Below are 25,664 nucleotides of genomic sequence, written 5' to 3'. Positions count from 1 at the left end.
ACAACCCCCGACAGCGCCCTCCCCACCCCCCGACAGCGCTCTTGCATCCGCCGACAGCGCTCTTCTATCCGCCGACAGCGCCCTCCCCACCCTCGACAGCGCTCGGCGCGCGCCGCCCGCGATACCGTGTCGCTGTGGCGGAGAACACCGGAACCGAACCGTACGACGAGGGCTCGGTCGTCGCGACCATCCATCATCCCCAGCAGACACCGCGGGCGACCGTCGTCCTGGCACACGGCGCCGGGGGCAACCGGGACACCGCGATCCTGCTCGCCTACGCGAGCGAACTCTCCGGCCGCGGATTTGCCGTGGCCCGGATCGACCTGCCCTACCGTCAGCGCCGCCCCAAGGGGCCGCCGAGTCCGTCGACCGCGGCCGCCGACCGTGATGGTGTGCGCGCCGCCTGCACGGCCTTTCGGTCGTTGTCGACGGGCCCGCTGATCGTCGGCGGCCACTCCTACGGCGGACGACAGGCCTCAATGGTGCTGGCCGAGGACGGCGCCGAGGCCGCCGACGGCCTGATGTTGAGCTCCTACCCGTTGCACCCGCCGGGCAAACCCGAGAAGTCCCGCACCGAACATCTGCCCTCGATCACCGTCCCGACGCTCGTCGTCCACGGCAGCACCGACCCGTTCGCCACGACCGACGAGATCGAGGCGGCGATCGACCTGATCCCCGCCCCGACCCGGCTGGTGGAGATCGCCAAGGCAGGCCACAACCTCGATCCGACGAAGAAGCCGACCGCTCCCCTCGCCGCCGACGCGGTCGAGCACTTCCTGCTCGGGGAGATCGGCGCATGATGGGAGATCGGCGCATGAACCGCCACGCGATGCGCCCCACCACCGAGGCGGCCCGCGCCATCAGCTACTCCCCCGACCTCGACGGGGATGCCGATCCCGGTGAGATCGTCTGGACCTGGGTCGAATTCGAGGAGGATCCGTCACAGGGCAAGGATCGCCCGGTGCTCGTCGTCGGCCGCGACCCGGCCGAGGACCCCGCGGGTGAGGCCGGCTCCACCGACGTCACGTCGGAACTGGTCCTCGCACTCATGTTGTCCAGCAAGGACCATCACCGTGACGACGACAACTGGCTCTCGATCGGCGTGGGCGGCTGGGACTCCGACCATCGCGAGAGCTTCATCCGTCTCGACCGCGTTCTCGTCGTCGACGCCGACGGCATCCGACGCGAGGGCGCGATCCTGGACCGAGCCCGATTCGACAGGGTCGCAACGGAACTGCGTGATCGGTTCGGCTGGCGGTGATCACGCCAGCCGCGTGATCTCCACGACGACATCGAGGTCGGTGGCCTGACCACCGGTGTAGATGCCCTTGAGCGGCGAGACGTCGGAGTAGTCGCGGCCGACGCCGACCGAGACGTGCTGTTCGGTGATCTCGGTGAAGTTGGTCGGGTCGAAGCCCCACCACCCACCGGTCCAGGCCTCGATCCACGCGTGACTCTGACCTTCAACCGTCTTGTCCACGGCCGCATTGGGTTTCGGATGCAGATACCCCGACACATAGCGAGACGGGATCCCCAGGCCGCGCAACATCAGCAGGGTCAGGTGGGCGTAGTCCTGGCACACGCCCTTGCGTTCGTTCCACGCGTCGACCGCGGTGGTGTGCACACCGGTGGTTCCCGGGACGTATTGCATCTCGTCGTAGACATAGCGGCATACCGCCTCGACGGCCTCTTCGGGATCGAGGCCCTTGGTCAGCCGCTTGGCGGTCGCCACCAGACTGCGGTTGCGGGGCACGTACGGCGTGTTCGAGAGCGCCTCGTCGTAGCGGTCCTCGACCTCCTCGTTACGGATGCCGTCCCAATCGCGTTTGCGGTCGTCCTCCGGTCGTTCACCGGGTTCGGTCTCCACCACCGACATGCCCGAGACCTCGAGTTCCTCATGGGGCGCATGGAGATCGAAGGCGGTGACCGCGGTCCCCCAGTAGTCGGTGTAACGGTACGAGCGAGTCGCCGGAACAGTCTCCACACGATTGACGATGACGTTCTGCCTGCTATCGCTGCGCGGTGTCAGCCGGGCCTCGTTGTAGGACGAGGTGACCGGGCTCTGGTAGGCGAAGCCCGTCGAATGCACGACCCTCAGTCGCCAGCTCACAGTTCACTCTCCTCGATGACATGCTCCTCACCGTCGCTGACGCGGGCATCGGCCCACGACACGTACGGCGACACATGGAAGTACTGGGCGGTGACCGCCTCGTTGACCGCGCGACAGGTGTCCTGCAGATCGAGTAGCCGCTCCTGCAACCCGTCGAGCAGATCGCCCGGCTCCAGGAATTCCAGCGAACTGCGGGCACGCCCGAGTAGGAGCAGCGCCTCGGCCTGGGCGCCGGTCCGGCTCGGACCCTTCTCCAGATCGGCCAGATTGTGTTCGGCAACGCTGAGTGCGTGGAACACCGATCGCGGGAAAAGCCGGTCCAGCAACATGAATTCGACGATGTTCTCGGCGTTGATGACGCCGCGGTAGGTGCGCAGGAAGGTGTCGTGTGCGCCCGCCGACACCAGCACGTTGACCCACGCGGGCGACCCGGCCCGGTCCCCGGCTCGGGCGAGAAGCATGCGGATGGTCATGTCGACCCGCTCCACCGAGCGGCCCAACAGCAGGTAGCGGTAACCGTCGTCGTGGCTGAGCGTGGCGTCGGCGAGTCCGGCGAACATCGCGGCGCGATTCTTCACATACGACAAGAACTCGTGAGGGCCCAGGCGGCGTGATCGACGCTCGGCGTCAGCCAGACCGTTGTAGGTGGTGTTGAGGCACTCCCACATCTCACTGGAGGTGACTTCGCGTGCACCCCTGGCATTCTCGCGGGCCGAACGGATGAGGTCGACGATCGATCCGGTCGACTCCTTGGCGTAGGCGACGCGTTCGGTCAGCGACCAGACATCGAGTTCGGTTCCACTCGGGGGTGCGTCGAGTCCCAGGACCTGGATGACCAGCCGCACCGACGAGTCGACGTCGGCGGTGGCGTCCTCGAGCAACTGGTGGATCGCGACGTCGAGCAGGCGTGCCATGTCGTCGGCACGCTCGACGTAGCGACCGATCCAGTAGAGCGATTCGGCGTTGCGGGCCAACATCATCGGGCATCACCGTCCTGGGTCGGCACCGATCGTGACGACTGCTTCTGGATCATCTGCGTCTGGGTCATCGACCCCAGTGTGTGCGTCTGTGCCGAGTGCGTGCCGACACCCTGCTGCTGCTGTTGCTGTTGGGTCTGCGCCACCAACGGATCCGGCGCGCTCTCGGCCGGTCGGGCCGCGGCGACACCGCTCTTGGTGACGACCTTGGCGCCGGCGAGCTCGCGCTCACCCTCGGAGCTGCGGGTTGCGAGCACCCAGGTGTCCTTCGATCCGCCGCCCTGGCTGGAGTTGACGACCAGCGATCCCTCCGGCAATGCCACCCGGGTCAGCCCGCCGGGCAGCACCCACACCGATTCGCCGTCGTTGACCGCGAACGGACGCAGGTCGACGTGACGCGGGCTGAGGTTGTCTCCGGCCTTGGTCGGCACGGTCGACAACTGCACCACCGGCTGTGCGATCCATCCGCGCGGATCGTTGCGCACCTTACGGGCCAATGTGTCGAGTTCGGCCCGGGTCGCGTCGGGACCGAAGACGATTCCGTAACCACCCGATCCCTCAACGGGTTTCACCACCAGCTCGTCGATGCGATCGAGGACCTCCTCGCATTCCTCGGGAAGCCAGCACCGCAGTGTGTCGACATTGGCGATGATCGGTTTCTCGCCGAGGTAGTAGTCGATGATCTCCGGCACGTAGGTGTAGATCAACTTGTCGTCACCGACGCCGTTGCCCACCGCCGACGAGATCACCACGTTGCCCGCGCGCGCCGCGTTGAGCAGGCCGGCGACGCCGAGCATCGAATCCGGCCGGAACTGCATCGGATCGAGGAAGTCGTCGTCGATGCGCCGGTAGATGACGTCGACACGCTGCTCGCCCTCGGTGGTGCGCATGTAGACGACGTTGTCGCGGCAGAACAGGTCACGGCCCTCGACGAGTTCGACGCCCATGAGGCGCGCGAGCAGCGAGTGCTCGAAGTAGGCCGAGTTGGCCACGCCCGGGGTGAGCACCACGATGTTCGGGTCGGCCTCGTTGAAGGCCGCCGAGGCCCGCAGCGCCCGCAGCAGATGGCTCGGATAGTCGGCGACCGCGCGGACCTTGTGCGAGGAGAACAGATCCGGGAACACGCGCGCCATGGTGCGCCGGTTCTCCATCACGTACGACACACCCGACGGTGACCGTAGATTGTCCTCGAGTACCCGGAAATCGCCGTTGGCGTCGCGGATCAGGTCGATTCCGGCGACGTGGATCCGGACGCCGTTGGGCGGCCGGATGTTTGCGGCCTGCCGATGGAAGTGCTCACAGGAATGCACCAGCCGTTTGGGCAGAACCCCGTCGCGCAGGATCTCCTGCTCGCCGTAGACGTCGTCGAGAAACAACTCGAGCGCCTGTACGCGCTGGGTGATACCGGCTTCGAGTTTGGACCATTCCGATGCCGAAATCACCCGCGGCACAACGTCCAACGGGAACGGTCGTTCCTTGCCCGAGAGGGAGAAGGTGATGCCCTGGTCGATGAAGGCGCGGCCGAGCGCGTCGATACGGCCCTCGATGTCGGCGCGCTCGGATTCGGCCATGACCTTGAAGATCCCGCGGTAGGCCGACCGGACCTCACCCTGGTGGTCGAACATCTCGTCGTAGGCCCGGCCGAACGACTTGGCCACCTCATAGTCCGCGAAAATCCCTGTTTCCGTGGGCTTTACAGAGGTGGTGGCGGTCTTCGCCTTGCCCGCCCGCCCATTCGACGCCGGCTTGCCGTCCGGTTTCGCGGTCGACGAGCGATTCGCGGTCGTCTTCGCCGAAGAGGTCTTACGCGCCTTCTTCGCGGGCGTGTCCGTCGATGCAGGGCTCATAACCTGACATGTTGCCTCAGATTCCGCGATTCGGCATGGTGGTCGGCAGACCCCGACGCCGTTGCCGGCCCGGGCGATCGGCCCAGGCGGGACTCAGCCGCCGATCGTGCGCCGTAGGGCCAGGACCCGTCGGCGGGCGCGACGCACCAGATTCATCGCACGCGTTTGCGCAGCCGGGCGTGTCACCGGCATCGGCGCCCGGATGATCATCTCGGCCAGCGTGTCGAGCGCCGCAGCGAGGACCTCGTCGGCGTGAGGTGCCGCCGCGGCGTCGTCACGCTCGCGTGGTACCTGCAGGTCGTCGAGTGAGCCGACGACCGGATAGCCCGCGGATCGCAGCCCGGCGATCATCTCGGCGGACCGATCGGCGGCCCATGCCCGCTGTTCGGGTGACAAGCCGTGCGGAGCCCCGTCGGAACGGCCCGACATGATGTGGGCGACCACCTGTTCCTTGAGGACCCGCTCGTATCGCTGCCAGTCCACGACGTCGGGCTGCAACCGGGTGTTGAGCTGTCGCAGCATCTCCGTCTGGGCCGCCGACAATGACGTGTTGAGGTTCGGGACCGGAACGGTCAACGGCGTCGGGTCGACACCGAGCACCGACAGGAACCGTTCCCACAGTCCGTCGCCGACGCCACGGGTGCGTGGCACGGTCACCACGTGGACCCGCTCGGCGCCGACCACCTCCGCCCAGCGGGCCAGGATGCGCACATGGTCCTGGAACTCCCAGAAGGGCTCCTCCTCCGGCAGAGCAGCGGACGCCCCGGCCACGCCGCCCGGCGACGCCGCATGTGCCCGCACCGAGGTCACGAACTCGTCGAACGAGGCGCGCCGCTGGTTCTTGACGTTCTCTTGCCACACCGACGGCAACTGACGCGCCAGATCTCGGACGGTCGCGATGACATGGACCTCGTCGGCGAACGAGAGGTCCGCCACCAGGCGCCGCGCCTGATCGGCGGTGGCGGTGGCGAACAATTCGTGCGAGACCAGCGAGGTCTGGGGCCACGGCCGCATCTGCCCGACCATCGACGCCCAGGTCCGGGCATGGGCCGGATCGACCCAGTCGAGGTAGCGGTCCGGCTGCAGATGTGCCGCGGCATGGAAGTGGTCGGAGATCTCGTTGCCCGGGTAGAGCAGACCCGACTCCTGCAGGGCGAGGTCCCGGTTGTGCCAGAGCCGGTCCTGCAGATGCGTGGTGCCGGTCTTGGGCAACCCGATGTGGATGTAGACGACGGACATGATGATCGTCAGGATAGTGCCCGAAATCTCCGATGCCGGTGATGCGATGCTGGGTATCGGCTGGGGGGTCGGCTCATCGATGAGGCGGGCGGGAGAAGCAACGCACGCTCCTCGCCGTCGCGATTTTGGGGGCAGGTGTCCGGCTGGTAAACTCGATCGCTGTCGCAGTGTCGCCCGACCCCGACCATTCGGAATCGGGTCCGGCCTGCTCGGGAGCGTCTGGAGATCCGTCCCGAGCCCATCGATCACCGATCGGGGTTCGTCGGGTTCATCGCAACCCGACGAGACACGACCGCAAGTACGAACACCGAGCACGAACACGAACTACACAGACGAGGTACACACGCGTGGCAAACATCAAGTCCCAGGTCAAGCGCAACCGCAGCAACGAGATCCGTCGGCAGCGCAACCAGTCGGTCAAGTCCTCCCTGCGCACCGCGATCCGCGGTTTCCGTGAGGCCGTGGACGCCGGCGACAAGGACAAGGCCGGCGACCTGCTGGTCACCACCAGTCGCAAGCTCGACAAGGCCGCCAGCAAGGGCGTCATCCACGCAAACCAGGCCGCCAACAAGAAGTCGGCGATGGCGCTGGCTCTCAATAAGCTCTGAATCGTCGGCAACCCTGACCGGCCGGCGGCATCGAACCGCCGGCGAGCCCTCCCGACCGCGAGCGCCTGAAACGGCTGCTGCAGTCCGGAGAATTCGGACGCAGCTCTTGTACCTCACCCCGGTGATCCCCACGCGGTCACCGGGGTGAAGTGCGTGGGGCGCACCCGGTCCTAGCCCGCGCGCCGGCGACCCGCGGGTCGCAGCCCGGCGACCCGGGCGACCGCATCGGTCAACGCGAAGTCCGCGTCTGCGGCCTGCCCCTTCACATCCCCGTTGAGGGCGGCGACGACCACCACCGCCTCGGCGATCGACTCCGAATCCCACGCCCGTCCCTGCGCCTGGGCGTTCTTCACCCGACGCGGCGACATCCCCAATTCGGCTGCCGCCGAGGCATCGACGTTCCCGAGCGCACGCACACGGGCGATCGCATGCACCGCCTCGGCCAGGGCATCGGCCAGCAGCACCCGCGGGACACCGTGGTGCAACGCCCACGCCAGCGACTCGAGTGCACCGGCACGGTCTCCGGCGACCGCCTTGTCGGCGACCTCGAAGCCACTGACCTCCGGGCGGCCCTGGTAGTACAGCCGCACCGATTCCTCGTCGACCTTGCCACCGGTATCGGCGACGAGTTGGCTGCACGCGGCCGCCAGTTCACGCAACTGGGCGCCGACGGATTCGACGATCACCTCCACCACATCGTTGGAGACCCGCACGCCCAGGGTCCGGAACTCGTTGCGGACGAATGTCATACGCTCCGACGGCCACCGCGGCGCGACACACTCGTGCACGGTGGCGTCGGCCTTGCGGAGATCGGCGGCAAGCGATTTCGCGCGGCCGCCACCCGTGTGTACCACCAGCAGCGTGACGCCCTCGGGCAACTCCCGTGCGGTCTCGGAGATCAGCGCCGCCGGCTGCTTACCGGCATCGGCGGCCGACTCGACGACCACCACCCGCTCGTCGGCGAACAACGACGGGCTCAGCAATTCGGCGAGTTCGGGGCCGGTGACGTCACCGGCACGCACCCTGGTCACCGGGACGTCGGTCCCGGTGGCCGCCGACCGCTGCGCCACCACATCGTCGATGACACGGCCGGTGAGGAAGTCGTCGTCCCCCAGGAGCAGATGCAGACGTTCGGTCACGGGCCCCATCGTGCCAGACCCCGCCGACACCGGAGCACCGCGATCCGCACCGCGTCGGCGTCGATGCGCCGGAGAACCGCCGCGACGGCGACGATCACGGCCGAGCACGTCAACGACACCATCACCCCGGGCCAGCCCTCCGGTATCGCGATCACCGCCCATCGCCACGACCCGAGGCGATCGGCGCACGTGATCATCCACCACACCTCGGGTGCCATCGCGCGGATCATCAACTCCGAGAACATCATCGGCACGCCATCGGCCCCTCCGGCCGCCCCGATCAGCGCTGCCGCGGTGCCGACGATCCCGACGACGGCCACCACCGGCGCGACCGCCACATTCGCCACCACCGTCACCAGGCTGAGGGTGCCCGACAGGTACGCGATCATCGGCCAGGTGGTCACCGCGGCGGCAACAGCCATCGCCGTCACCTCGGCGATCCCGGCGGGCACCCGAACGGCCCGCAGCGCATCCCGGATACCGGGGGCGACCATCACGAGGCCCGCCGTGGCCACGACCGACAGCACGAATCCCGGTTCTCGGGCCAGCTCCGGCCACCACAACACACCCCCGATGACGGCCGCGCCGAGCGCCGGCAACGCCTGCGAACGCCGCGAGCTCAGCAATGCCAGCAGGCCCACCCCGCCCATCATCGCCGCGCGCAGCACGCTCGGCGACGGCCGCACGAGGATGACGAAGCCGATGATCGTCAGGGCACCGGCGACGACCACCACCTTCGGTGACGCGCCGGCCAACCGGAACGCGAAGATCACCGCACCGCACACCACCGCGAAGTTGGCCCCGGAGACCGCGGTCAGGTGGATCAGACCGGCGGCCCGGAAGTCGTCGCGGACCTCCGAGGACAGCGCGCTCTCGTCGCCGAGGACCAACCCCGGGAACAATCCCGATGCCTCCGGCGACAGCGCCCGTGTGGCACTGCGCTGCAACCGTTCCCGGATGTGGCCGGCGAACCGCTGATGCGGTGGGGGCCGGCCCAGCAGCGTCGGCGCGCCCGACGCGGTCAACCGCGCGACGACGAGCTCTCCGGGTGGCGGCGGACGCACCGTCACCAGGACGCGAACACGTTGCCCCGGAAGCACACCCGCCCACGACTGCATCCGTCCGACGAGTTCGGCCGGAGCTGTGGACACCGATCGCCGTGCGACGGCGTCGATCTCGACGCGGGCCCGCACCATGCCTGCCGCGGCGGGTCCGAACGCCACCGGATCCTCACGCAGCGTCAGCCACATCGTCGCCTTGCCACGCATCTCGTGCACCGGATGACGGTCACGGGTTTCCAGCCGCAACGCCATCGCCGTCGCGCACGTGGCGGCGAGCACCGCACACACCACCGCCGGGCCGGCAATCTCCCACCGCAGACGCCGTGTCCGCCACATCAGCACGACGACGACCGCGACAACCGTCGAGGACACCGCGATCATCACCGCCACCTGCACCGTGGCGCCGAGGCATACCGCGGTGATGATCCACACCGCCACCGCCGGTGACAGCAGGCGCAGATCCTGATCACGCATTCACACCGTCACCAGTCCGCGCAGCTTGGCCAGCCGCGACGGCCCGATGCCGTCGACCTCGCCGAGCTGCTCGACGGAGCTGAAAGTGCCGTTGCGCGTGCGGTAGTCGATGATCGCCTGCGCGGTGACCGGCCCGACACCGGGTAGTGCGTCGAGTTCGGACTCCGATGCGGTGTTCAGATTGACCGGACCGCCCGCGTTCCCGGCGGCGCCGGCGGCCGGGGACGACGCGCCCGCACCTGTCGAGGCCTGCCCTGCGATGGCACCGGTCCCCGACGGTACCGCGGTGCCGGCGGCGGTGGATGTGCCAGCCGAGGGCACGACCGCGCTGCGCAATGCGAGCCTGCCCTCCTGGGCCGCGTAGCCCACGAGGATCTGGTCGCCGTCGCGAACGGGCTGCGCCAGATTCAACGACACCGTGTCGGCGCCCTCACGCGTGCCGCCGGCGGCGGCGAGTGCGTCGGCGATCCGGGCGTCGCTGCGGAGCCGGACCAGACCTGGCCGGTGGACCAGTCCGACGACGCTGACGACCACCTCGGGAGTGGCGACGGGCGGCTGCCCCGCGTCCGAGGCGGATGCGCGCGACGGCGCGGATACGGCATCCGAGGGGTTCGACGACGTGGCCGGCCCGCCCGGTGCGCCGAAGTCCACCGCGGGTGCCGCCCCGGAATCGCCGAACAGGCCGAATCCGGCGATCACACATGCCACGACGCCGACGAGAATGATGGCGATCGCGGCCGGCGGGGCGACGGCGAAGCGACGACGCGGACGGTCGTCGAGTCCGTCCTCGATGTCGTCGTCGGGATCGGGGACGAGGTCCTCATCGGGATACCGATCACCGTCACCCGGACGACGGTTGCCGGCACCGGCGTGAGCGGCGCCGTCGGAGTTCGGGCGGACCGGGGCGGGATCGGTGGCGATCGGATCGAGCCAACCCGGCAGTGCCACCGCACCCCACCCGTCGTCGACCGCGGTCCGCGTCGGTGACGTGTCGCTCTCCGGGGTCTCGGAGGTATCGCGTTGCGGCGCAAAATCATCGGGTTCGACAGCAGGAGCAAGCGCACCGCCGCTCATGCGCTCGAGCCCGGAGAGTCGGTCGAGTGCCGAACGACGCCGGGAGCGGGCGTGGGAGTCCTCGACGCCGGCCCGACGCGGTGTTCGTGACGTGTCACTCATGGCGGCGAGCCTAAGTCGATTCACAGCCCCTGAGGTCGCCTGCGCCGTCGTCGCCGGCGATCTGTGCAGTGTCGCGGATCTGTGGACTGCGGATCGGGAAAAGCCGGCGGGTCAGTCGACCTGGTCGGCACCCTCGATCGGATCCAGATGGGTGGTCACCGTCAGGCCGAGTGCGCCCGGTCCGATGTGACTACCGAGGATCGGACCGAGGTCGACGGTCAGCGCAGAGGTCACCACACGCAGACGTTCGCGGACGGCGATGGCGAGATCGTGTGCGGCGTCCGGGATCTGGCAGTGTTGCACGCCCAGCGTCACCGCCCGGCCGTCGGCAAATTCGACTGCCGTGTCGGTCATCTTCGCCACCGCCCGCGAAAACGTCCGTTGCCGCTCACGCAAGGTGAGGATGCCGTCGTCGATGGCGAGGATGGGTTTGATCGACAACGCCGACCCGAGGAGTTTGCCCGCCGCACTGATCCGGCCGCTGTTGCGCAGGTTGTCCAGACTCTGCACGCAGATCAGTGATTCGGCGGTGGAGGCCTGCCGGATCGCCGACTCGTACACCCGGTCGCGGTCGGCGCCGGCGGCCGCAGCCTGCGCGGCGGCGATCGCGGCGAAGCCCAGCCCCAGCCCCACCGAGCGGCTGTCGACGACCCGGATCAACCCGGGATGGTTCTCGGCGGCCAGCCGCGCGGCACCCCACGTCCCCGACAGGCGCCGCGACATCATCACCGCGACGACCCCGGCACCGTCGCTCGCCGCCACCGCGGCATCGAATGCCGCGGCGAGTTCCTGCGGATTGGCACCCGAGGTCGTCACACCCGATCGGGTGATCAGATCGTCGGGGATGTCGTCGATGCCCTCGCGGTAGTCGATACCGTCGAGCGCGAGGTGCAACGGGACCACCGCGATCCGGTAGTGCTCGGCGATCGCCTGCGGGAGGCGGGCCGAGGAATCGGTGACGACGACGACAGGCACGGCTCTACGTTAGCCGTTGCATCCGGGCGTCCCACGCCGGTGCGGGTCACTCCGGGTGTGCTCGGCCACCGTGCTCCGTGTTCGTCAGGATCGGATCGAGGACCCCGGCGACCGCATCGGCGATCTGCCGGTGACAGTCGAACCCCCAGTGAATCCCGTCCGGGTTCATCTCGGCGTCGGGGTCGGCGAAGTGGGCCCGGGTGATCGAGTAGAACTCGACGGTCGGCAGGCCCGCCGACGATGCCCACTGCTGCATGGCCGCCGTCGTCGGGATTCGACCGGAATGGACGTTCCCGTAGTAGGGACTGCGGTGTGTCGGCGGCAGACACACCACGATCGGCAGATCGGGCCGCAGTCGGGTGAGCGCGTCGACCACCTTGTGTAGATGCTCGACGGTCACTTTCGGTGGGAGCGCCACCGGCCAGCCGAGACGCGACGCGCGTGGCTGCCACCACTGGTATCCGCTGCGCACCACCTGCCGCAGGCGCGGCGGACGTAGGTACCGGATCTGTTCGCGCAGGGCTGTCGGCAGCGGCGACGGCAGGCTGTCCATCCCGCCGATCGCCAGCACGACCGCACGCGCCGACGGCACCGCCGACCAGATGTTGGGATCCTGGGTCAGCGCCCACCACACGTCACGGCTGGTCCACCCGACCCGGCCGAACAGCCGCGTCGACAGGCCGACGTGTGCGCCGAGACGGTTCGGCCAGATCCGCGGATCGTCGGCGGGCAGGCCGCCACCGGGACCGTAGTACGCGAGGGAGTCCGACAGTACGAGCAGGCAACCGTCGGTGCCCGCGGCCGGTATGGGATCGGGCCCCGCGGGATCAGGCCCCGCGGATTCGGGCCCCGCGGGATCGGGCACGGTCACTGGATTGCCGCGTCGGCCACCTCGGCCGAGGCGTTCCACACGTCCAGGCGCCACCGCGGACGCTCCCCGGGTGCCGCATGCCCGGACAACTGCACCCAGCTGGTGTTGGCCAGGCCGCCGAGAATCGGCCACCGCGCCACCGGCAGATCCAGCAGGGCGGCGGTCATCGCGGCGATGACCCCGCCGTGCGCGACCAGCACGACCGGCGCCTCAGGTGATGCGCCTGTCCCCCAGTCATCCAGTGCGGCAACGAGTTCGGTGACGACCGGTACCGCCCGGGCGGCGACGTCGGTGCGGCTCTCGCCGCCCGGCGGCGCCCACGTGGCGTCATCACGCCAGATCGCCCGGGCACCGGGTGCCTGCGCGTCGACCTCCAGATGGGTCAGGCCCTGCCACTGCCCCAGGTGTGTTTCGCGCAGCCGCTCGTCGGTGTCGACCGTCAGTCCGGTCGCCAGTGCCAACGCCTCGGCGGTGTCGCGGGCGCGCCGTAGATCCGACGACCGGATCACCATCGGATTCTTGTCGGCCAGCGCGGCTGCAGCCGACTTTGCCTGCTGCACACCGAGTTCGGAGAGATCGGTGTCGAGCTGTCCCTGCATCCGGCTGGTGGCGTTGTAACCGGTCTGCCCGTGCCGCAACAGGATCAACCGGCGCACGATCGGCGTGAGACGTTCGACGGAGGTGTCGCCGCTGTCGGGACCGCCGCTCACTCGGGGTCCTGATCGCCGGTCACGTCGACGGTCGGGCAGTCCTTCCACAGGCTTTCCAGCGCATAGAAGGCGCGCTCGTCGGTGTGCTGGATGTGGATCACGATGTCGATGTAATCCAGGAGCGCCCAACGGCCTTCACGAGTGCCCTCACGGCGCGCCGGTTTGTAGCCGGCCTCGCGCAGCTTGTCCTCGACCTCGTCGGTGATGGCGTTGACCTGACGTTCGTTGTCGGCGGATGCGATGACGAACAGGTCGGTGATCACCAACTGTTCGGAGACGTCGATGACGGCGACGTCGTGACCGAGTTTGTCCTCGGCCGCCAGGGCAGCCACTCGCGCCATCGCCAATGCCTCGGCTGATGCAGTCACACAGGTCCTTTCATTACGGCGGTCGCCCCGAGCGGGACGTGATGTCGATCGGCGGGTTCGGTCACGGCGCCGACACCCGGGCGGAGTTGTTGCGCAGCGGTCGATAGAGTCGGCGCTTGGCGATGTACTGCACGACGCCGTCGGGAACGAGGTACCAGACCGGGCGCCCTTGCGCGGCGCGCGCCCGGCACTCGGTCGAGGAGATCGCCAGGGCCGGGATCTCGAGCATCTGCAGTGTTTCCGGCGGCAGGTCCTGCAGATGCTGGGCGAGGTGACTCGCATTGAGTTCGTAGCCGGGCCGGCTGACGCCGATGAAGTTGGCCAGTTCGAACAGCTCTTCCCAGTTCTGCCAGGAGAGGATCGATTCGAGGGCGTCGGCGCCGGTGATGAAGAACAGTTCCGCGTCGGGCAGGATCGCGTGCAGATCACGCAGTGTGTCGACGGTGTAGGTGTATCCCTCGCGGTCGATGTCGACGCGGCTCACCGAGAAGCGCGGGTTGGATGCGGTCGCGATGACCGTCATCAGGTAGCGGTCCTCGGCGGGCGAGACCTGTTTGCTGCGCTCGTCGTCCTTGCGGCGCTGATCGGCACTGCGGCGCTGATCAGCACTGCGGCGCTGGTCATCCCCGCCGGTCTCCGATCCACCGTCCTCGCCGAGTTTCTGCCAGGGCCGGCCGGTGGGTACGAAGATCACCTCGTGCAGCGAGAACCGGTGTGCGACCTCGCTGGCCGCCACCAGGTGACCGTTGTGGATCGGGTCGAACGTGCCACCCATCACGCCGATGCGACGGCGCGCCTGCGGGCGGTCGGTGGACATGAAGGGTGAGTCTACGCGGTGGGACCCGGCGAGCCGGTCGCGACGGCGGGCGGGCGCATCGTCATACCGGTAGCAGGTCGGCGATGACGGTGGCGAGCTGGCGGGCGTTGCGGCATTCGAACATGTCGATGATCTCCGCGTAGTCGTCGGCGGCCGAGTCGCCGGTGCCCCATTCGGCGCCGGCCTCGGGGTTGAGCCAGTAGGCGTGGCGTGCGCGTTCGACGAGCTGGGCGAGTAATTCGGTGCGGGGGAAGCCGAAGTTGGTCCGGGCGTCGCCGAGGATCAGCAGTGCGCCGCGATGGGTGAGCGTCTCGGCGTATTCGTCGACGAAGCCGCGCAGCATGTTGCCGTAGTCGGAGTGCCCGTCGCGGGTGATGAGCCGGGCGGTCGAGATCATCCGATGCATCGCCGCCCGGGCATCCCCGCCGAATCCGGCGTCGGCGTCGTTGCGCGGGTCGAACAGGTCGGTCACCTCGTCGACGGTGTCGATGAAGGCGAACACCCGGACCTTCGAGAACTGCCGGCGCAGTGCGTAGACGAGGTTGAGGGTGAATTGGGAGAACCCGGCGACCGAGCCGGACACGTCGCAGATGACGATCAGTTCGGGCCGTCCGGGCCGGGGTTTGCGGTGGCGCAGTTCGATGGGCACCCCGCCGGTCGACATCGACGCGCGCAGGGTGGTCCGCACGTCGACGGGACCGCGGTGGGCGCGTCGGCGCCGGATCTCCAACCGCGAGGCCAACAATCGGGCCAACGGGTCGATGGTGCGGCGCAGTTCGGCCTGTTCCCTGGCGCCCGCGGTGAGGAAATTGATGTTCTCCGGCAGGTTGGGCACCGCGTACTCGCCGACGCGTTCGCGACCGTTGCGCGCCGACATCCGCCGTTGGGTTTCGCGTTCGATCGCCGCGCGGACCGCTGCGGCCCGATCACCGGCGGCACGGCGGAACATCGGCTCGGTACCCAGATCGAGATCCGACGGCGAGCCGCCGGCCATCGCCGCCGCGATCCGGGCGATCAGGGTTTGCGGGTCGATCGAGGACAGCGCCTGATAGGCCGAATACGCCTCACCGCGGGCGGATTCGTACCGCCCGAGCATTTCGACGATCTCGGCGACCATCGCGTCGAGACGGCCGTCGGACTCCGAGTCGGGGTCGGCCAGCAGGGCGGCCAGCGCGTCGCGGGTGGCGGCGATGTCGACCTCGCCATCGGCGGTGCGTGGCAGATCCTCGGTGCTGGTGCGCGCACCGGGCGCGGCCGGGAACCACAGGTCGAAGAGCCGATCGAAGGCCGGCCGGTGCAGGTGGTTGTCGAGCAGCGTCGCCGCGAGCCCCTCTCGCAGACTGCTGCGGTCGAGCAGGTCGAGGACCTCGACGGCGCATGCGGCGTCGATCAGGTTCGACGGCCCGACCACCACCCCGCGTCGGCGCAGTTCGTCGACGAAGTCGGTGAGGTGTGCGACGAACGGTGCGGTTTCCGGCGCAGCCGACATCAGCCGAGTTTGAGTTCTTTGATGGCTGTGGTCAGATCCGGCCGATGCTTGAGCACCACACCGAGGGTGCGAGCGATCAGCCCGTTGTCCAGGCCCCGGGCCGACGACCCGGAGGTCGGTTCTCCGGCACCGAGGGCGAGCAGGGTGTTCGCCCAGTCGATGGTCTCGGCTACCGACGGCTTCTTGCGGATGTCGAGGGTACGCAGGACGCCGACCACCCGGACGAGTTCGGCCGCCAGCGACTCGGTGAGCGCGGGCACCCGGGATGCGAGAATATCCTTCTCCCGCTTGGCATCCGGGAAATCGATGTACAGGTAGAGACACCTGCGCTTGAGTGCCTCGGACAGTTCGCGGGTGGCGTTGGAGGTCAACAGCACGATCGGACGCCGGGCGGCGACGACGGTACCCATCTCGGGGATGGTGACCGCGAAGTCGCTGAGCACCTCGAGCAGCAGGCCCTCCATGTCGACGTCGGCCTTGTCGATCTCGTCGATGAGCAGCACCGTGGCACCGGGCCGCGAGATGGCGGTCAACAGCGGACGGGGCAGCAGGAACTCCTCGGAGAAGATGTCGGTCTTGGCATCCGCCCAGTCCCGGGTTCCGGTCGCCTGGATGTGCAGGATCTGCTTGGCGTGGTTCCACTCGTAGAGCGCCCGCGCCTCGTCGATGCCTTCGTAGCACTGCAGCCGCACCAGTTCGGCGTCGGTGGCGGCGGCGATGGCCCGGGCCAGCTCGGTCTTGCCGACACCGGCGGGACCCTCGACCAGCAGCGGTTTGCCGAGCCGGTCGGCCAGGAAGGTGGCGGTCGCGGTGGCGTCGTCGGCGAGGTAGCCGGTGCCGCGCAGACGGGCGGCCACGTCGGGAACGTCGGCAAAGGACGGATGCACCGTCGAGCGGGTGTCGGTGTCGGTGGGTGTTGTGCTCACGGCAGGGACTCCTCTCACGCCTGGCGGATGTGGCCGTCGCCCCAGACGACCCACTTGGTGGAGGTCAGCTCGGGCAGACCCATCGGACCGCGCGCATGCAGTTTCTGCGTCGAGATCCCGATCTCGGCGCCGAATCCGAACTGTTCGCCGTCGGTGAATGCGGTGGAGGCGTTCACCATCACCGCGGCGGCGTCGATGCGGTCGGTGAACTCCTGCGCCGCGGCCAGATCGGTGGTGATGATGGCCTCGGTGTGGCCGGTGCCGTAGGTGTCGATGTGGGCGACGGCCGCGTCGAGGTCGTCGACGATTTTCATCGCGATGTCGAGCGAGAGGTACTCGTCGGCCCAGTCGGCGTCACTGGCGGGTTCCATGTCGGCCTCGTCGCCGTGGATGACGACTCCCTGCGACCGGAGGGCCTGGCTGATCTTGGGCATCGCCTCGGCGGCGATCGCCTTGTCGATGAGCACCGTCTCGGCGGCGTTGCACACGCTGGGCCGCCGGGTCTTGGCGTTGAGCACGATGCGGGTGGCGACGTCGACGTCGGCGAGCGCGTGCACGTAGACGTGACAGTTGCCGGTACCGGTCTCGATGGTCGGCACGGTGGCGTTGGCGACGACGGCGTTGATCAACCCCGCTCCGCCGCGCGGGATCACCACGTCGACCAGTCCCCGCGCCCGGATGAGCGCGGTCACGCTGGCCCGGTCCTCACTGGGCAGCAACGCCACCGCATCGGCGGTGACCCCGTTGGCGCGCAAGGTGTCCCGCAGGATTCGGACCAGCTCGGCGTTCGATGCCGCTGCCGACGACGAGCCGCGCAGCAGCACCGCGTTGCCGGACTTGAAGGCGATCCCGAAGGCGTCGACGGTGACGTTGGGCCGCGCCTCGTAGACGATGCCGACCACCCCGAGCGGGACACGTTCCTGACGCAGTCGCAGTCCGTTGGGCAGTGTCTTGCCCGCGACGATCTCCCCGATCGGGTCGGGCAGTGCGGCCACCTGACGCAGCCCTGCGGCGATCCCGGCCACCCGCTCGGGGGTCAGCCGCAACCGGTCGAGCAGGCTGGCTTCGATCCCCGACTCCTCGGCGCGGGCGAGATCCTCGGCGTTGGCGGCGATGATCGACTCGGTCGCGGCCTCGATCTGCTCGGCCGCGGCGGTGAGCACCTCGTTCTTGGCCGCGGTGGTCAGCCGGCCGAGCGCGCGGGATGCGCTCTTGGCGGCCGTGGCCAACTCGGTGACGGTCTGCTCGACACCGCTGTCGGTGGGACTGACGGCGGGTGCGCTCATGAATTCTCCCGGTAGGTGTGCGGCGGTGCGTGTTCCCTCGTCGCCTGTGCGGCGGTGACGATCGGCGTCTATGACGATCACCAGAGTACGTCCGGCCACCGACGGCTTCCCACGTCGGGCTCACCCGCCGACGACACCTCAGCTCTGCACGGTCATCACCCGGCTGTGCCAGCCCGTCGCGCCGTCGGGAATGGGCGGTACGCGGGTGTCCGGCTGGGTCGCGCCGGTGGCGTCGGTGGCCCGGCAGTAGAGCGTGTGCTGCCCTGGTTGGGCATCCCAGGTCCAGGTCCATTGTCGCCAGGTGTCGATCGAGTACTCCTGGGTGAGCGTCGCCTCCTGCCACGGCCCGTCGTCGACGCGGACCTGCACCGAACGCACGCCACGATGTTGGGCCCAGGCGGTTCCGGCGACCACCACCGGACCCTTCGGCAGCGAGGCGAAGGGTGCCGGCCGGTCGATGCGCGACGCCGTCTTGATCGGTGCCTTATCGGCCCAGCCGCGCTTGGTCCAGTACGACTGCGCGCGGTCGAATCGGGTGATCTCCCAATCGATCACCCATTTGCACGCGGACACGAACCCGTACAGGCCGGGGATCACCTGGCGTACCGGGTATCCGTGCTCGAGCGGCAGCGGCGACCCGTTCATCCCGATCACCAGCATCGCGTCGCGGCCGTCGGTGATCGCCGACAGCGGTGTGCCCGAGGTCCACCCGTCGACGCTCGTCGACAACAGCATGTCCGCGTCGGTCTCCACGCCGACCCGCGCCAGGATGTCGGCCATCGGATAGCCGAGCCATCGGGCGTTGCCCGCGAGGTCGCCGCCCACCTCGTTCGACACGCACGTCAACGTGATGACGCGTTCACGCGCGGGCATCGCCATCAGATCGTCCCAGTCGAGGACGAGTTCACGGGCCACCATGCCGTGGATGCGCAATCGCCACTCCTGAGTCGTGAGTTGCGGAACCGCGAGCGCGGTGTCGATCCGGTAGAAGTCGTCCGCGGATGTCAGAAACGGGGTGGCACCGGAGACGTCCAGGTTCATCGAGGCCGCGATGGGCGGTGCGCCATCACGAACCGCGGGCAGGCGTAGTCCCATGCGTTCGGCGACCGCGCCGCCGGTCGCGGCGATCCGGCGGGCGGCATAGCCGGATGCGGCGATCAACACGGCGATCCCACCCGACACCACGACGAAGCGACGGCGCGACCACCCGACGGTTGCGACAGGTCGAGCGTCGTCGGGGACCGGGTGCTCGAGTTCGGGGGGCTCGGGTTCTGACTGGCCACGGTTGCCGATCGCACGCCGACACAGGACGACGAGCACGACAATGCCGATCACGCCTGCGCACAACGACGGCACCGCATAGAGCGCGGTGCCGGTCGGTCGGGTCATCGCACACACGGCTCCCACGAGGCCGAAGGCGCCGATCACCGCTGCGCCCGACGGCGGTCTGCGCACCTGCAGAACGCCGGCGATCGCCGAGAGTATGACGACGGCCACCGCGATTCCGCTCAGTAGCGCGGTCTTGTCGGAGGTGCCGAAAGTGTCGATGGCCCACTCGCGGATCGCCGATGGTGTGTGGTCGATGAGTTGCGCGCCCACCACACCCACCGGCGATGCGGGCGCCACGGCCAGGGCCGCGATGAGCTCACCGGCACCGAGACCCACCCCGACCGACAGCACTCCCACCGTCATCGCCCGTAGGTATCGTCCTGCGGTTCGATGCATGATCGACCTCTCGCCGAGTTCGCGCGCCGACCGATCAGCCGGCCGCGTCGTCGGAGGGTTCGCACGGTGCCACCCACCGGATGGGTCCGCGTCTCAACGCATCTGAACGCACCGCCCGGAACGCACCGCGCGATGCACCGGAAAGTTTCTCGGCGCGTGACCCATCCGCGACGCCGGGGGGTGCGAATGACTGTGTGAGCACGCCCACTCGGGCAGGCTCATTCCGTCCACAGTGAGGAAGAACATGCGTAGCACCGCAGCAACCCGAATCACCCTGGCCGCATCGGGTTTCGTACTCGCAGCCGGCCTGGTGACCGGATGTTCCAGTAGTGACGACTCCAGCTCGTCGACGTCGACCGCGACGAGCAGCATGTCCGGGATGAGCGGCATGACCAGCATGAGCGAAAGCGCAGCGCCCGCCGCCGATCTCGTCGGAAGCGGTTGCGCCGCCTACGCACAGGCCAACCCGAGTGGCCCGGCCTCGGTGAACGGGATGGCCATGGCGCCGTTGGCCACCGCGGCGGCAGCCAACCCCGAACTGAAGACACTGACCCAGGCCATCTCCGGCAAGCTCAATCCGCAGGTCAACCTGGTGGACACGCTGAACAACGGCCAGTACACAGTGTTCGCGCCGACCGATGCCGCCTTCGCCAAACTCCCCGCGGCCACCGTGGATCAGCTCAAGACCGACTCGGCGTTGCTGACCAAGATTCTCACCTATCACGTTGTGTCCGGCCAGATTCCGCCGGCCGACATTGATGGCCAGCACAAGTCGCTCGAGGGTGGCACGGTGACGGTCACCGGGTCGGGCAACGACATCAAGGTCAACGACAACACCTCGGTCGTCTGTGGTGGCATCAAGACCGCGAATGCGACCGTCTACCTGGTCGATTCGGTGCTGATGCCCCCGAGCTGAGCCTGCTGCGGAATCGAAATACCGGACCGCCCAACAGGGTCGGTCCTCAACAGGAATCGAGTACCTCGGTGAGCACTCGCCGGCTGGCCGCATCGACGGCCAGCCGGTAGGTGTCGGCGACCGCGACGAACGCGATCGCATACCGGCAGTGGAATGCCCGCAGCGGCGGCATCCACACGGCCGGTTCGCCGTCACTCTTGGCCTGATTGGATGCGGCATCGACCGCGACCAGGTTGGCGGGGTCGTTGGCGAACTCGACGCGACGCTCCGCCGGCCATGACCACGCACCCAGGTCCCACGAAAGCGACAGCGGCACAATGTGATCGATCTGTACGGAAAGCGCGGAGCGGTCCCGGCGGAAGACCACGGTCGCACCGGTGTAGGGGCTGCGGAACTCGCCGGTCAGCACGGCCGTCGGACAACTGCGCACCGGCCCGACGGTGACGTCGGACAGATCACGCGACAGGATGTCGTTTCGGGTGTCGCAGCCGTTGTGTCCGCCGGTGACCGAAACCGCGTCGGTCCACGCCGCACCGAACGCCGAGCGATGATAGTCGTCGCGATCGGGTCGGTGCGCCACCACCGTCATCGCGGCCAGCGAGTGCAGGGCGCGGCGGGCATCGGCGTGCACGGCCACATCGGGCGACGGTCGGTCCAGATGTACGGCCACCGCGACGCCCACCGCGGTGGCCACCACCGCGAGAAGGAGTACCCAACGGCGCAGCGGCCAGGCGACCCCGGCAGGTACGAGGAGCCGACCGGCCCGTCCGTTACGACTTTTCCAGGTAAGCGATCTTGTCCGGTACCAGGATCGCGTCCACCAGAGCACCCATCGCAGGGTGGTCGGCCAGTGTCCGGTCCGCAGCGATGATGTCCTGCGCGAAATCCCGCGCGTCGGCGATGATCTCGGCATCGTCGAGCAGCGACAGGAAGTGCAGTGACGTCTTGCCGCCGGACTGCAGCGAACCGAGGACATCACCCTCCCTTCGCTGTTGGAGATCGATCTGGGCGAGCTCGAATCCATCATTGGACGCAGCGACCGCCCCGAGTCGTTCCATCGACTTCGAACCCGGCGACACCCTGGTCATCAACAAGCACAGGCCGGGTAGGCCACCACGGCCCACACGTCCGCGCAACTGATGCAGCTGACTGACCCCGAAGCGTTCGGCGTCGACGATCACCATCGTCGTCGCGTTCTTCACGTCGACGCCGACCTCGATGACCGTCGTCGACACCAGGATGTCGATCTCACCCCGGCCGAACGCATCCATCGTCTCGGCCTTCTCGTCTGCCGGCATCCGTCCGTGCAGCATCGCGATCCGATGCCCACCGAGCGGACCCGCGAGCAGTTCGTGGAACTGATCGATCACCGCGACGGTCTCTTCTTCGGGCCCGTCACCGTCGGCGGCGGCAGCGCGTGCGGGCTTGCGGCCCTTGCGCGCTGTCGCCTTTTTCGGCGCCGCCTTCTTCGGCGCCGGCGCGTCGGGATCGTCGCCGATGCGTGAGCACACCACGTAGACCTGACGGTGCGCGGCAACCTCCTCGTCGACGCGCTCCCAGGCCCGTTCGACCCACCGTTGCTTGCCCATGGGCACGACGTTGGTGGTGATCGGTTGACGACCGGCGGGCAATTCGGTGAGTACCGAGGTGTCGAGATCACCGAAGGCGGTCATCGCGACGGTGCGCGGGATCGGTGTTGCCGTCATGACCAGCACGTGCGGTGCGACGCCGTCGCGGCCACGTCCGCGGAGGGTGTCGCGCTGCTCGACACCGAACCGGTGCTGCTCGTCGACGACGAACATGCCCAGATCGAAGAAGCTGACGTTCTCCTCGAGCAGGGCGTGGGTGCCGATCACGATGCCCACCTGCCCGGTGACGACGTCGAGGAGGGTTTCGCGTTTGTCCTTGGTCTTCATCGATCCGGTCATCAGTGCGAGTTGGGTGGCACCGTCTGCGGCGCCGAGCCGCCCGGCCGAGGCCAGATCGCCGAGCATCGCCGAGATCGTTCGATAGTGCTGGGCGGCAAGCACTTCGGTGGGCGCGAGCAGTGCGCACTGGTGGCCGTTGTCCACGACGCGCAGCATCGCGAGCAACGCCACCAACGTCTTGCCCGAGCCGACCTCGCCCTGCAGGAGCCGGCTCATCGGCTCTCCGCGACCGAGGTCGGTACCGATCTCCTCGCCGACAGCCTGCTGTCCGGTCGTCAGCGTGAACGGCAGCCGGGCGAGCAGTTGATCTTCGAGGCCCCCCGGCACGCGCGGGCAGATCGGGGCGCTGTCGGTACGACCGGCGAGCCTCCGCTGCGCGAGAACCAGCTGGATCGCCAGTGCCTCATCGAATTTCATGCGCTCACGGGCCGGGCGGATCTCGCCGTCGGCCTCGGGCAAATGGACCGAACGAACCGCGTTGTCGGTACGGATCAGCGACCGTTCGCGACGTTGCGCGTCGTCGAGGGCGTCGGGCAGGGGCCCGACGAGGTCGAGGACACGCCGGATGGCGCTCCAGATCTCCCATGTCTGACAGGTACTCGTCGCCGGATACATCGGAATGATCGACCGATCAAACAGTGCAAGCATCGGATTGGGCGCCGAGGGATCGGATTCGCTTGCGGCGCGTTCTATCTCGAACATCTCCGCCATCATCGGGCTGCCGATGACCTTCTCCGCGTCGTCACCGTCCTCGGGCAGCGCCAGCCACTGCGGATGCGTCAGTTGCGGGCGGCCCTGGAAGAACTTGACCGTCCCCGCCAGCATTACCCGGGTGCCGATGGTGAGCGCGCGCGCGACGCTGTAGGGATTGAAGAAACTCACCTCAAAGGTTCGCTTTTCGTCCATCACCGCCAGCCGCAGGATTTTCCCCGGACGCGACTTCATATTCGCCATGTTCGCCTTGGTGACCCGGCCGACGATGCTGACCCACTCCCCCTCCTCGAGTTCCTCGGAGGCTGATGGCTGGCCGCGTCGCACGTAACGGCGCGGCGCATGACGGAGTAGTTCGCCGACGGTCGAGATCCCCAAGCTCGCCAGCCCCGCGGCCGTTTCCGGGCCGAGGACACCGGTCAACTCGTCGGACAGCGTGACCGTCCCGGGGGTCACCGACGGAACCGTGACGGCGTCGTCCGTCGCCGCCGGGGTACGTCCGGACCGACCGGTCGCGGTGCGCCTGGCCGCCACTACTCGATCCCGACCTGGATCAGGTCGTCGCCCTGACCGGTGGCGTACACGCTCAACTCGATACCCGCATAGTTGCGCCGCACATGCTCGGCCAGCGTGTCCAGTGCGGCGTCGTCGACCTCCGAACCCGCGAGCACCGTCACCATCTCGCCACCGGTGGCTAGCATCAGGTCGAGAAGTGCGGTCGCGGCCTCGGTCTGATCCGGGGCGATCACAAGCACGTCGGAACCGATGAGGCCGAGAATGTCGCCGATCTCGCAGGTGCCGGCCAGGGTCATCATGCGGCCCTCGGCGCGGCGCAGCGACCCCCATCGGGCACCGGCCGCGGCCTCGGCCATCGCGTAGGCATCGGCGTCGGCGGACTCACCCGGATCGTGTACGGCCAACGCGGCCAGGCACTGGGCCATCGACAGCGTCGGTAGTGACACCACCGACCGCTGCTGCGATCGGACGTCGGCGGCGACGGAGACGAGATCCTGGCTGGTCATCGCACCATTGGCCATGACGATGACGTGCGCGGCATCGGTGTCACGGATCGCCTGCGCCAGTACGTCGGTGCTCACCCCGTCGTCGGCGCGCACCACCGCGGCGCCCGCGTCGGCGAACAGGGTGGCGGCTCCCTCCCCCTTGACCACCGCGACGATGGCCCGCTTGTATCGGGGCGGCGGTTCGGCGGAGTCGACCTGAGACCGGATGGCGTCGAGGGCGAAGCAGCTGATCCGGATGTCCGACATCTGCCCCGCGGCCAGACCTGCCTGCACCGCCTTGCCCGGTTCGCACGTGTGGACGTGCACCGAGAACCGCTCGCCGTCGCCGCTGGAGCTGTCGCCGACGATGACGACGGCGTCGCCGATCTGGTCGAGTTCGCCGCGCAGGGCACCGATGTGCTCGCCCGCGGCGCCGTCGAGCAGGTACATCACCTCGAAATCCATCTCCGAGGACCCCGAACACGTCGCATCGTCGGGATGGCCCGGACGTCCGCCGCCCATCAGCGAACCCCGGTAGCGTCGTCGCCGTGCCGACACCCCGGTGATCACCGCGACCAGCGAATCGAGCAACACCAGGAATCCGCGCGCGCCCGCGTCGACCACCCCGGCGGAGGCCAGCTCGGGCAATTGATCGGTGGTGCGGTCGAGGGCTTCGGCGGCGCGGTCGGCCACCGCACGCACGAGATCGCCCGGCAGGTCGTCGGCGTGGGCGGCCGCGGTCGTCGCGGCCACGGAGATGACGGTCAGGACCGTGCCCTCGCGTGGCTCGCTGACCGCGCGGCGGGCGGCGAGCCCGGCCAGACGTAACCCCGCGCTCGCGAGATAGGACAGCGACAGCTCCCCGGGGGCCGCGACCTCCACGGCGTCGGCCACCCCCACGAGGACCTGCGAGAGGATGATCCCGGAATTGCCCCGCGCGGCGGCCACCGCGGCATCGGCGAGCGTGCGGGCCACCGCCGCGGTGTCGGCATCGTGGGGTAGTGCCGCGGCGGCGTCGGCGGCGGCGCGCATCGTGAACGCCATGTTGCTGCCCGTGTCGGAATCCGGGATGGGAAAGACGTTGAGGTCGTTGATCTCACCGCGCGCCGCCTCGAGACCGTCGGCGCTTGCCGTGGCCCAGTCACGCAGCAGCGCCGGGCTCATCGTCTTGGTCATACCCGCGTGGGTCGTATCCCCGTGGGTCGTACCCCCGTGGTTCGTATCGCTCTGCGTGACAGCCCCCTCGCCACCCGCACCATCGGCCATGCCACCATCGAACGCCGCCACGACCACCTCCCACCGACAACGCG

Annotated in this window: 24 protein-coding genes; 5 read left to right on the top strand and 19 right to left on the bottom strand. The window is 68.6% G+C overall.

Going from position 1 to position 25,664, the window contains the following annotated elements:
* Positions 1–134 precede the first annotated feature (134 nt).
* On the top strand, positions 135–800 hold the full coding sequence (locus tag QNM97_RS07850; RefSeq protein ID WP_283822267.1) for an alpha/beta hydrolase family protein: 666 nt from the start codon (positions 135–137) through the stop codon (positions 798–800).
* Positions 797–1,261 carry a type II toxin-antitoxin system PemK/MazF family toxin gene (locus QNM97_RS07845; protein WP_283822266.1) on the top strand — a complete coding sequence of 155 codons (465 nt, stop codon included), beginning with the start codon at positions 797–799 and terminating at the stop codon, positions 1,259–1,261. The genes QNM97_RS07850 and QNM97_RS07845 overlap by 4 nt, the downstream gene beginning before the upstream one ends.
* Here the strand turns inward: QNM97_RS07845 and QNM97_RS07840 are convergent, their stop codons facing one another.
* Genes QNM97_RS07840 through QNM97_RS07830 form a run of 3 tightly spaced genes read right to left on the bottom strand, consistent with a single transcriptional unit; the run spans position 1,262 to position 4,712 of the window.
* Positions 1,262–2,110: a transglutaminase family protein gene (locus QNM97_RS07840; RefSeq protein ID WP_208791750.1), complete on the bottom strand. Its 849-nt coding sequence runs from the start codon at positions 2,108–2,110 to the stop codon at positions 1,262–1,264.
* Positions 2,107–3,090 carry an alpha-E domain-containing protein gene (locus tag QNM97_RS07835; RefSeq protein ID WP_208791751.1) on the bottom strand — a complete coding sequence of 328 codons (984 nt, stop codon included), beginning with the start codon at positions 3,088–3,090 and terminating at the stop codon, positions 2,107–2,109. Before QNM97_RS07835 ends, QNM97_RS07840 begins: the two co-directional genes overlap by 4 nt.
* On the bottom strand, positions 3,087–4,712 hold the full coding sequence (locus tag QNM97_RS07830) for a circularly permuted type 2 ATP-grasp protein (RefSeq protein ID WP_283823133.1): 1,626 nt from the start codon (positions 4,710–4,712) through the stop codon (positions 3,087–3,089). Before QNM97_RS07830 ends, QNM97_RS07835 begins: the two co-directional genes overlap by 4 nt.
* 61 nt (positions 4,713–4,773) lie before the next feature.
* On the opposite strand from QNM97_RS07830, the gene QNM97_RS07825 reads away from it, so the two are divergent.
* Complete coding sequence (locus tag QNM97_RS07825) at positions 4,774–4,941, top strand: hypothetical protein (RefSeq protein WP_244332170.1); 168 nt, start codon at positions 4,774–4,776, stop codon at positions 4,939–4,941.
* An 86-nt stretch (positions 4,942–5,027) separates the two neighbouring features.
* On the opposite strand, the gene QNM97_RS07820 is transcribed toward QNM97_RS07825, so the two are convergent.
* Positions 5,028–6,173, bottom strand: a complete 1,146-nt coding sequence (locus QNM97_RS07820; RefSeq protein WP_283822265.1) for a sulfotransferase family protein — start codon at positions 6,171–6,173, stop codon at positions 5,028–5,030.
* A 347-nt stretch (positions 6,174–6,520) separates the two neighbouring features.
* On the opposite strand from QNM97_RS07820, the gene rpsT reads away from it, so the two are divergent.
* Positions 6,521–6,781, top strand: a complete 261-nt coding sequence (gene rpsT / locus QNM97_RS07815; RefSeq protein ID WP_208791754.1) for a 30S ribosomal protein S20 — start codon at positions 6,521–6,523, stop codon at positions 6,779–6,781.
* Between the two features lie 170 nt (positions 6,782–6,951).
* Here the strand turns inward: rpsT and holA are convergent, their stop codons facing one another.
* From holA to QNM97_RS07755, 12 genes are all read right to left on the bottom strand, one after another.
* Positions 6,952–7,929: a DNA polymerase III subunit delta gene (gene holA, locus QNM97_RS07810; protein ID WP_208791755.1), complete on the bottom strand. Its 978-nt coding sequence runs from the start codon at positions 7,927–7,929 to the stop codon at positions 6,952–6,954.
* Entirely contained in the window at positions 7,917–9,455 is a 1,539-nt protein-coding gene (locus tag QNM97_RS07805) for a ComEC/Rec2 family competence protein (protein WP_283822264.1), read from the bottom strand. The genes holA and QNM97_RS07805 overlap by 13 nt, the downstream gene beginning before the upstream one ends.
* A complete protein-coding gene (locus tag QNM97_RS07800; RefSeq protein WP_283822263.1) occupies positions 9,456–10,631 on the bottom strand; it encodes a ComEA family DNA-binding protein in 1,176 nt (391 codons plus the stop codon).
* A 111-nt stretch (positions 10,632–10,742) separates the two neighbouring features.
* Positions 10,743–11,606, bottom strand: coding sequence for a DegV family protein (locus tag QNM97_RS07795; protein ID WP_283822262.1), 864 nt, complete (start codon positions 11,604–11,606; stop codon positions 10,743–10,745).
* A gap of 46 nt (positions 11,607–11,652) precedes the next feature.
* A complete protein-coding gene (octT, locus tag QNM97_RS07790; RefSeq protein ID WP_283823132.1) occupies positions 11,653–12,414 on the bottom strand; it encodes a diglucosylglycerate octanoyltransferase in 762 nt (253 codons plus the stop codon).
* Positions 12,415–12,473: 59 nt separating this feature from the next.
* Positions 12,474–13,187 carry a histidine phosphatase family protein gene (locus tag QNM97_RS07785; protein WP_283822261.1) on the bottom strand — a complete coding sequence of 238 codons (714 nt, stop codon included), beginning with the start codon at positions 13,185–13,187 and terminating at the stop codon, positions 12,474–12,476.
* Positions 13,184–13,555, bottom strand: coding sequence for a ribosome silencing factor (rsfS, locus tag QNM97_RS07780; RefSeq protein ID WP_283822260.1), 372 nt, complete (start codon positions 13,553–13,555; stop codon positions 13,184–13,186). Before rsfS ends, QNM97_RS07785 begins: the two co-directional genes overlap by 4 nt.
* Before the next feature lie 61 nt (positions 13,556–13,616).
* Positions 13,617–14,372: a nicotinate-nucleotide adenylyltransferase gene (gene nadD / locus QNM97_RS07775; RefSeq protein ID WP_283822259.1), complete on the bottom strand. Its 756-nt coding sequence runs from the start codon at positions 14,370–14,372 to the stop codon at positions 13,617–13,619.
* 61 nt (positions 14,373–14,433) lie between these two features.
* Positions 14,434–15,861, bottom strand: coding sequence for a vWA domain-containing protein (locus QNM97_RS07770; protein ID WP_283822258.1), 1,428 nt, complete (start codon positions 15,859–15,861; stop codon positions 14,434–14,436).
* Entirely contained in the window at positions 15,861–16,787 is a 927-nt protein-coding gene (locus tag QNM97_RS07765) for an AAA family ATPase (protein WP_283822257.1), read from the bottom strand. The genes QNM97_RS07770 and QNM97_RS07765 overlap by 1 nt, the downstream gene beginning before the upstream one ends.
* Positions 16,788–16,801: 14 nt before the next feature.
* Positions 16,802–18,073, bottom strand: a complete 1,272-nt coding sequence (locus QNM97_RS07760) for a glutamate-5-semialdehyde dehydrogenase (protein WP_283822256.1) — start codon at positions 18,071–18,073, stop codon at positions 16,802–16,804.
* Positions 18,074–18,211: 138 nt separating this feature from the next.
* A complete protein-coding gene (locus QNM97_RS07755; RefSeq protein WP_283822255.1) occupies positions 18,212–19,798 on the bottom strand; it encodes a molybdopterin-dependent oxidoreductase in 1,587 nt (528 codons plus the stop codon).
* 244 nt (positions 19,799–20,042) lie between these two features.
* On the opposite strand from QNM97_RS07755, the gene QNM97_RS07750 reads away from it, so the two are divergent.
* Positions 20,043–20,714 (top strand): fasciclin domain-containing protein, encoded by a 672-nt coding sequence (locus QNM97_RS07750; RefSeq protein ID WP_283822254.1) that lies wholly within the window; start codon positions 20,043–20,045, stop codon positions 20,712–20,714.
* Between the two features lie 46 nt (positions 20,715–20,760).
* Here the strand turns inward: QNM97_RS07750 and QNM97_RS07745 are convergent, their stop codons facing one another.
* From QNM97_RS07745 to QNM97_RS07735, 3 genes are all read right to left on the bottom strand, one after another.
* Positions 20,761–21,408, bottom strand: a complete 648-nt coding sequence (locus QNM97_RS07745) for an HNH endonuclease family protein (protein ID WP_502875003.1) — start codon at positions 21,406–21,408, stop codon at positions 20,761–20,763.
* 76 nt (positions 21,409–21,484) lie between these two features.
* Complete coding sequence (recG, locus tag QNM97_RS07740) at positions 21,485–23,887, bottom strand: ATP-dependent DNA helicase RecG (protein ID WP_283822253.1); 2,403 nt, start codon at positions 23,885–23,887, stop codon at positions 21,485–21,487.
* On the bottom strand, positions 23,887–25,530 hold the full coding sequence (locus QNM97_RS07735) for a DAK2 domain-containing protein (protein ID WP_283822252.1): 1,644 nt from the start codon (positions 25,528–25,530) through the stop codon (positions 23,887–23,889). The genes recG and QNM97_RS07735 overlap by 1 nt, the downstream gene beginning before the upstream one ends.
* Positions 25,531–25,664 lie beyond the last annotated feature (134 nt).

This window comes from Gordonia sp. L191 (assembly GCF_030077625.1).
GTDB classification, from domain to species: domain Bacteria; phylum Actinomycetota; class Actinomycetes; order Mycobacteriales; family Mycobacteriaceae; genus Gordonia; species Gordonia polyisoprenivorans_A.
The sequence above is the reverse complement of the archived record's forward strand: the minus strand, read 5'-3'. Positions and strand labels throughout refer to the sequence as shown.

Coding starts and splice junctions, on each gene's coding strand:
- QNM97_RS07750 (WP_283822254.1), top strand. CDS start 20,043: ATGCGTAGCACCGCAGCAACCCGAATCACCCTGGCCGCATCGGGTTTC.
- QNM97_RS07835 (WP_208791751.1), bottom strand. CDS start 3,090: ATGATGTTGGCCCGCAACGCCGAATCGCTCTACTGGATCGGTCGCTAC.
- nadD (WP_283822259.1), bottom strand. CDS start 14,372: ATGTCCACCGACCGCCCGCAGGCGCGCCGTCGCATCGGCGTGATGGGT.
- QNM97_RS07760 (WP_283822256.1), bottom strand. CDS start 18,073: ATGAGCGCACCCGCCGTCAGTCCCACCGACAGCGGTGTCGAGCAGACC.
- QNM97_RS07830 (WP_283823133.1), bottom strand. CDS start 4,712: ATGTTCGACCACCAGGGTGAGGTCCGGTCGGCCTACCGCGGGATCTTC.
- QNM97_RS07800 (WP_283822263.1), bottom strand. CDS start 10,631: ATGAGTGACACGTCACGAACACCGCGTCGGGCCGGCGTCGAGGACTCC.
- holA (WP_208791755.1), bottom strand. CDS start 7,929: ATGGGGCCCGTGACCGAACGTCTGCATCTGCTCCTGGGGGACGACGAC.
- QNM97_RS07735 (WP_283822252.1), bottom strand. CDS start 25,530: ATGACCAAGACGATGAGCCCGGCGCTGCTGCGTGACTGGGCCACGGCA.
- QNM97_RS07755 (WP_283822255.1), bottom strand. CDS start 19,798: ATGCATCGAACCGCAGGACGATACCTACGGGCGATGACGGTGGGAGTG.
- QNM97_RS07770 (WP_283822258.1), bottom strand. CDS start 15,861: ATGTCGGCTGCGCCGGAAACCGCACCGTTCGTCGCACACCTCACCGAC.
- QNM97_RS07845 (WP_283822266.1), top strand. CDS start 797: ATGATGGGAGATCGGCGCATGAACCGCCACGCGATGCGCCCCACCACC.
- QNM97_RS07820 (WP_283822265.1), bottom strand. CDS start 6,173: ATGTCCGTCGTCTACATCCACATCGGGTTGCCCAAGACCGGCACCACG.
- QNM97_RS07805 (WP_283822264.1), bottom strand. CDS start 9,455: ATGCGTGATCAGGATCTGCGCCTGCTGTCACCGGCGGTGGCGGTGTGG.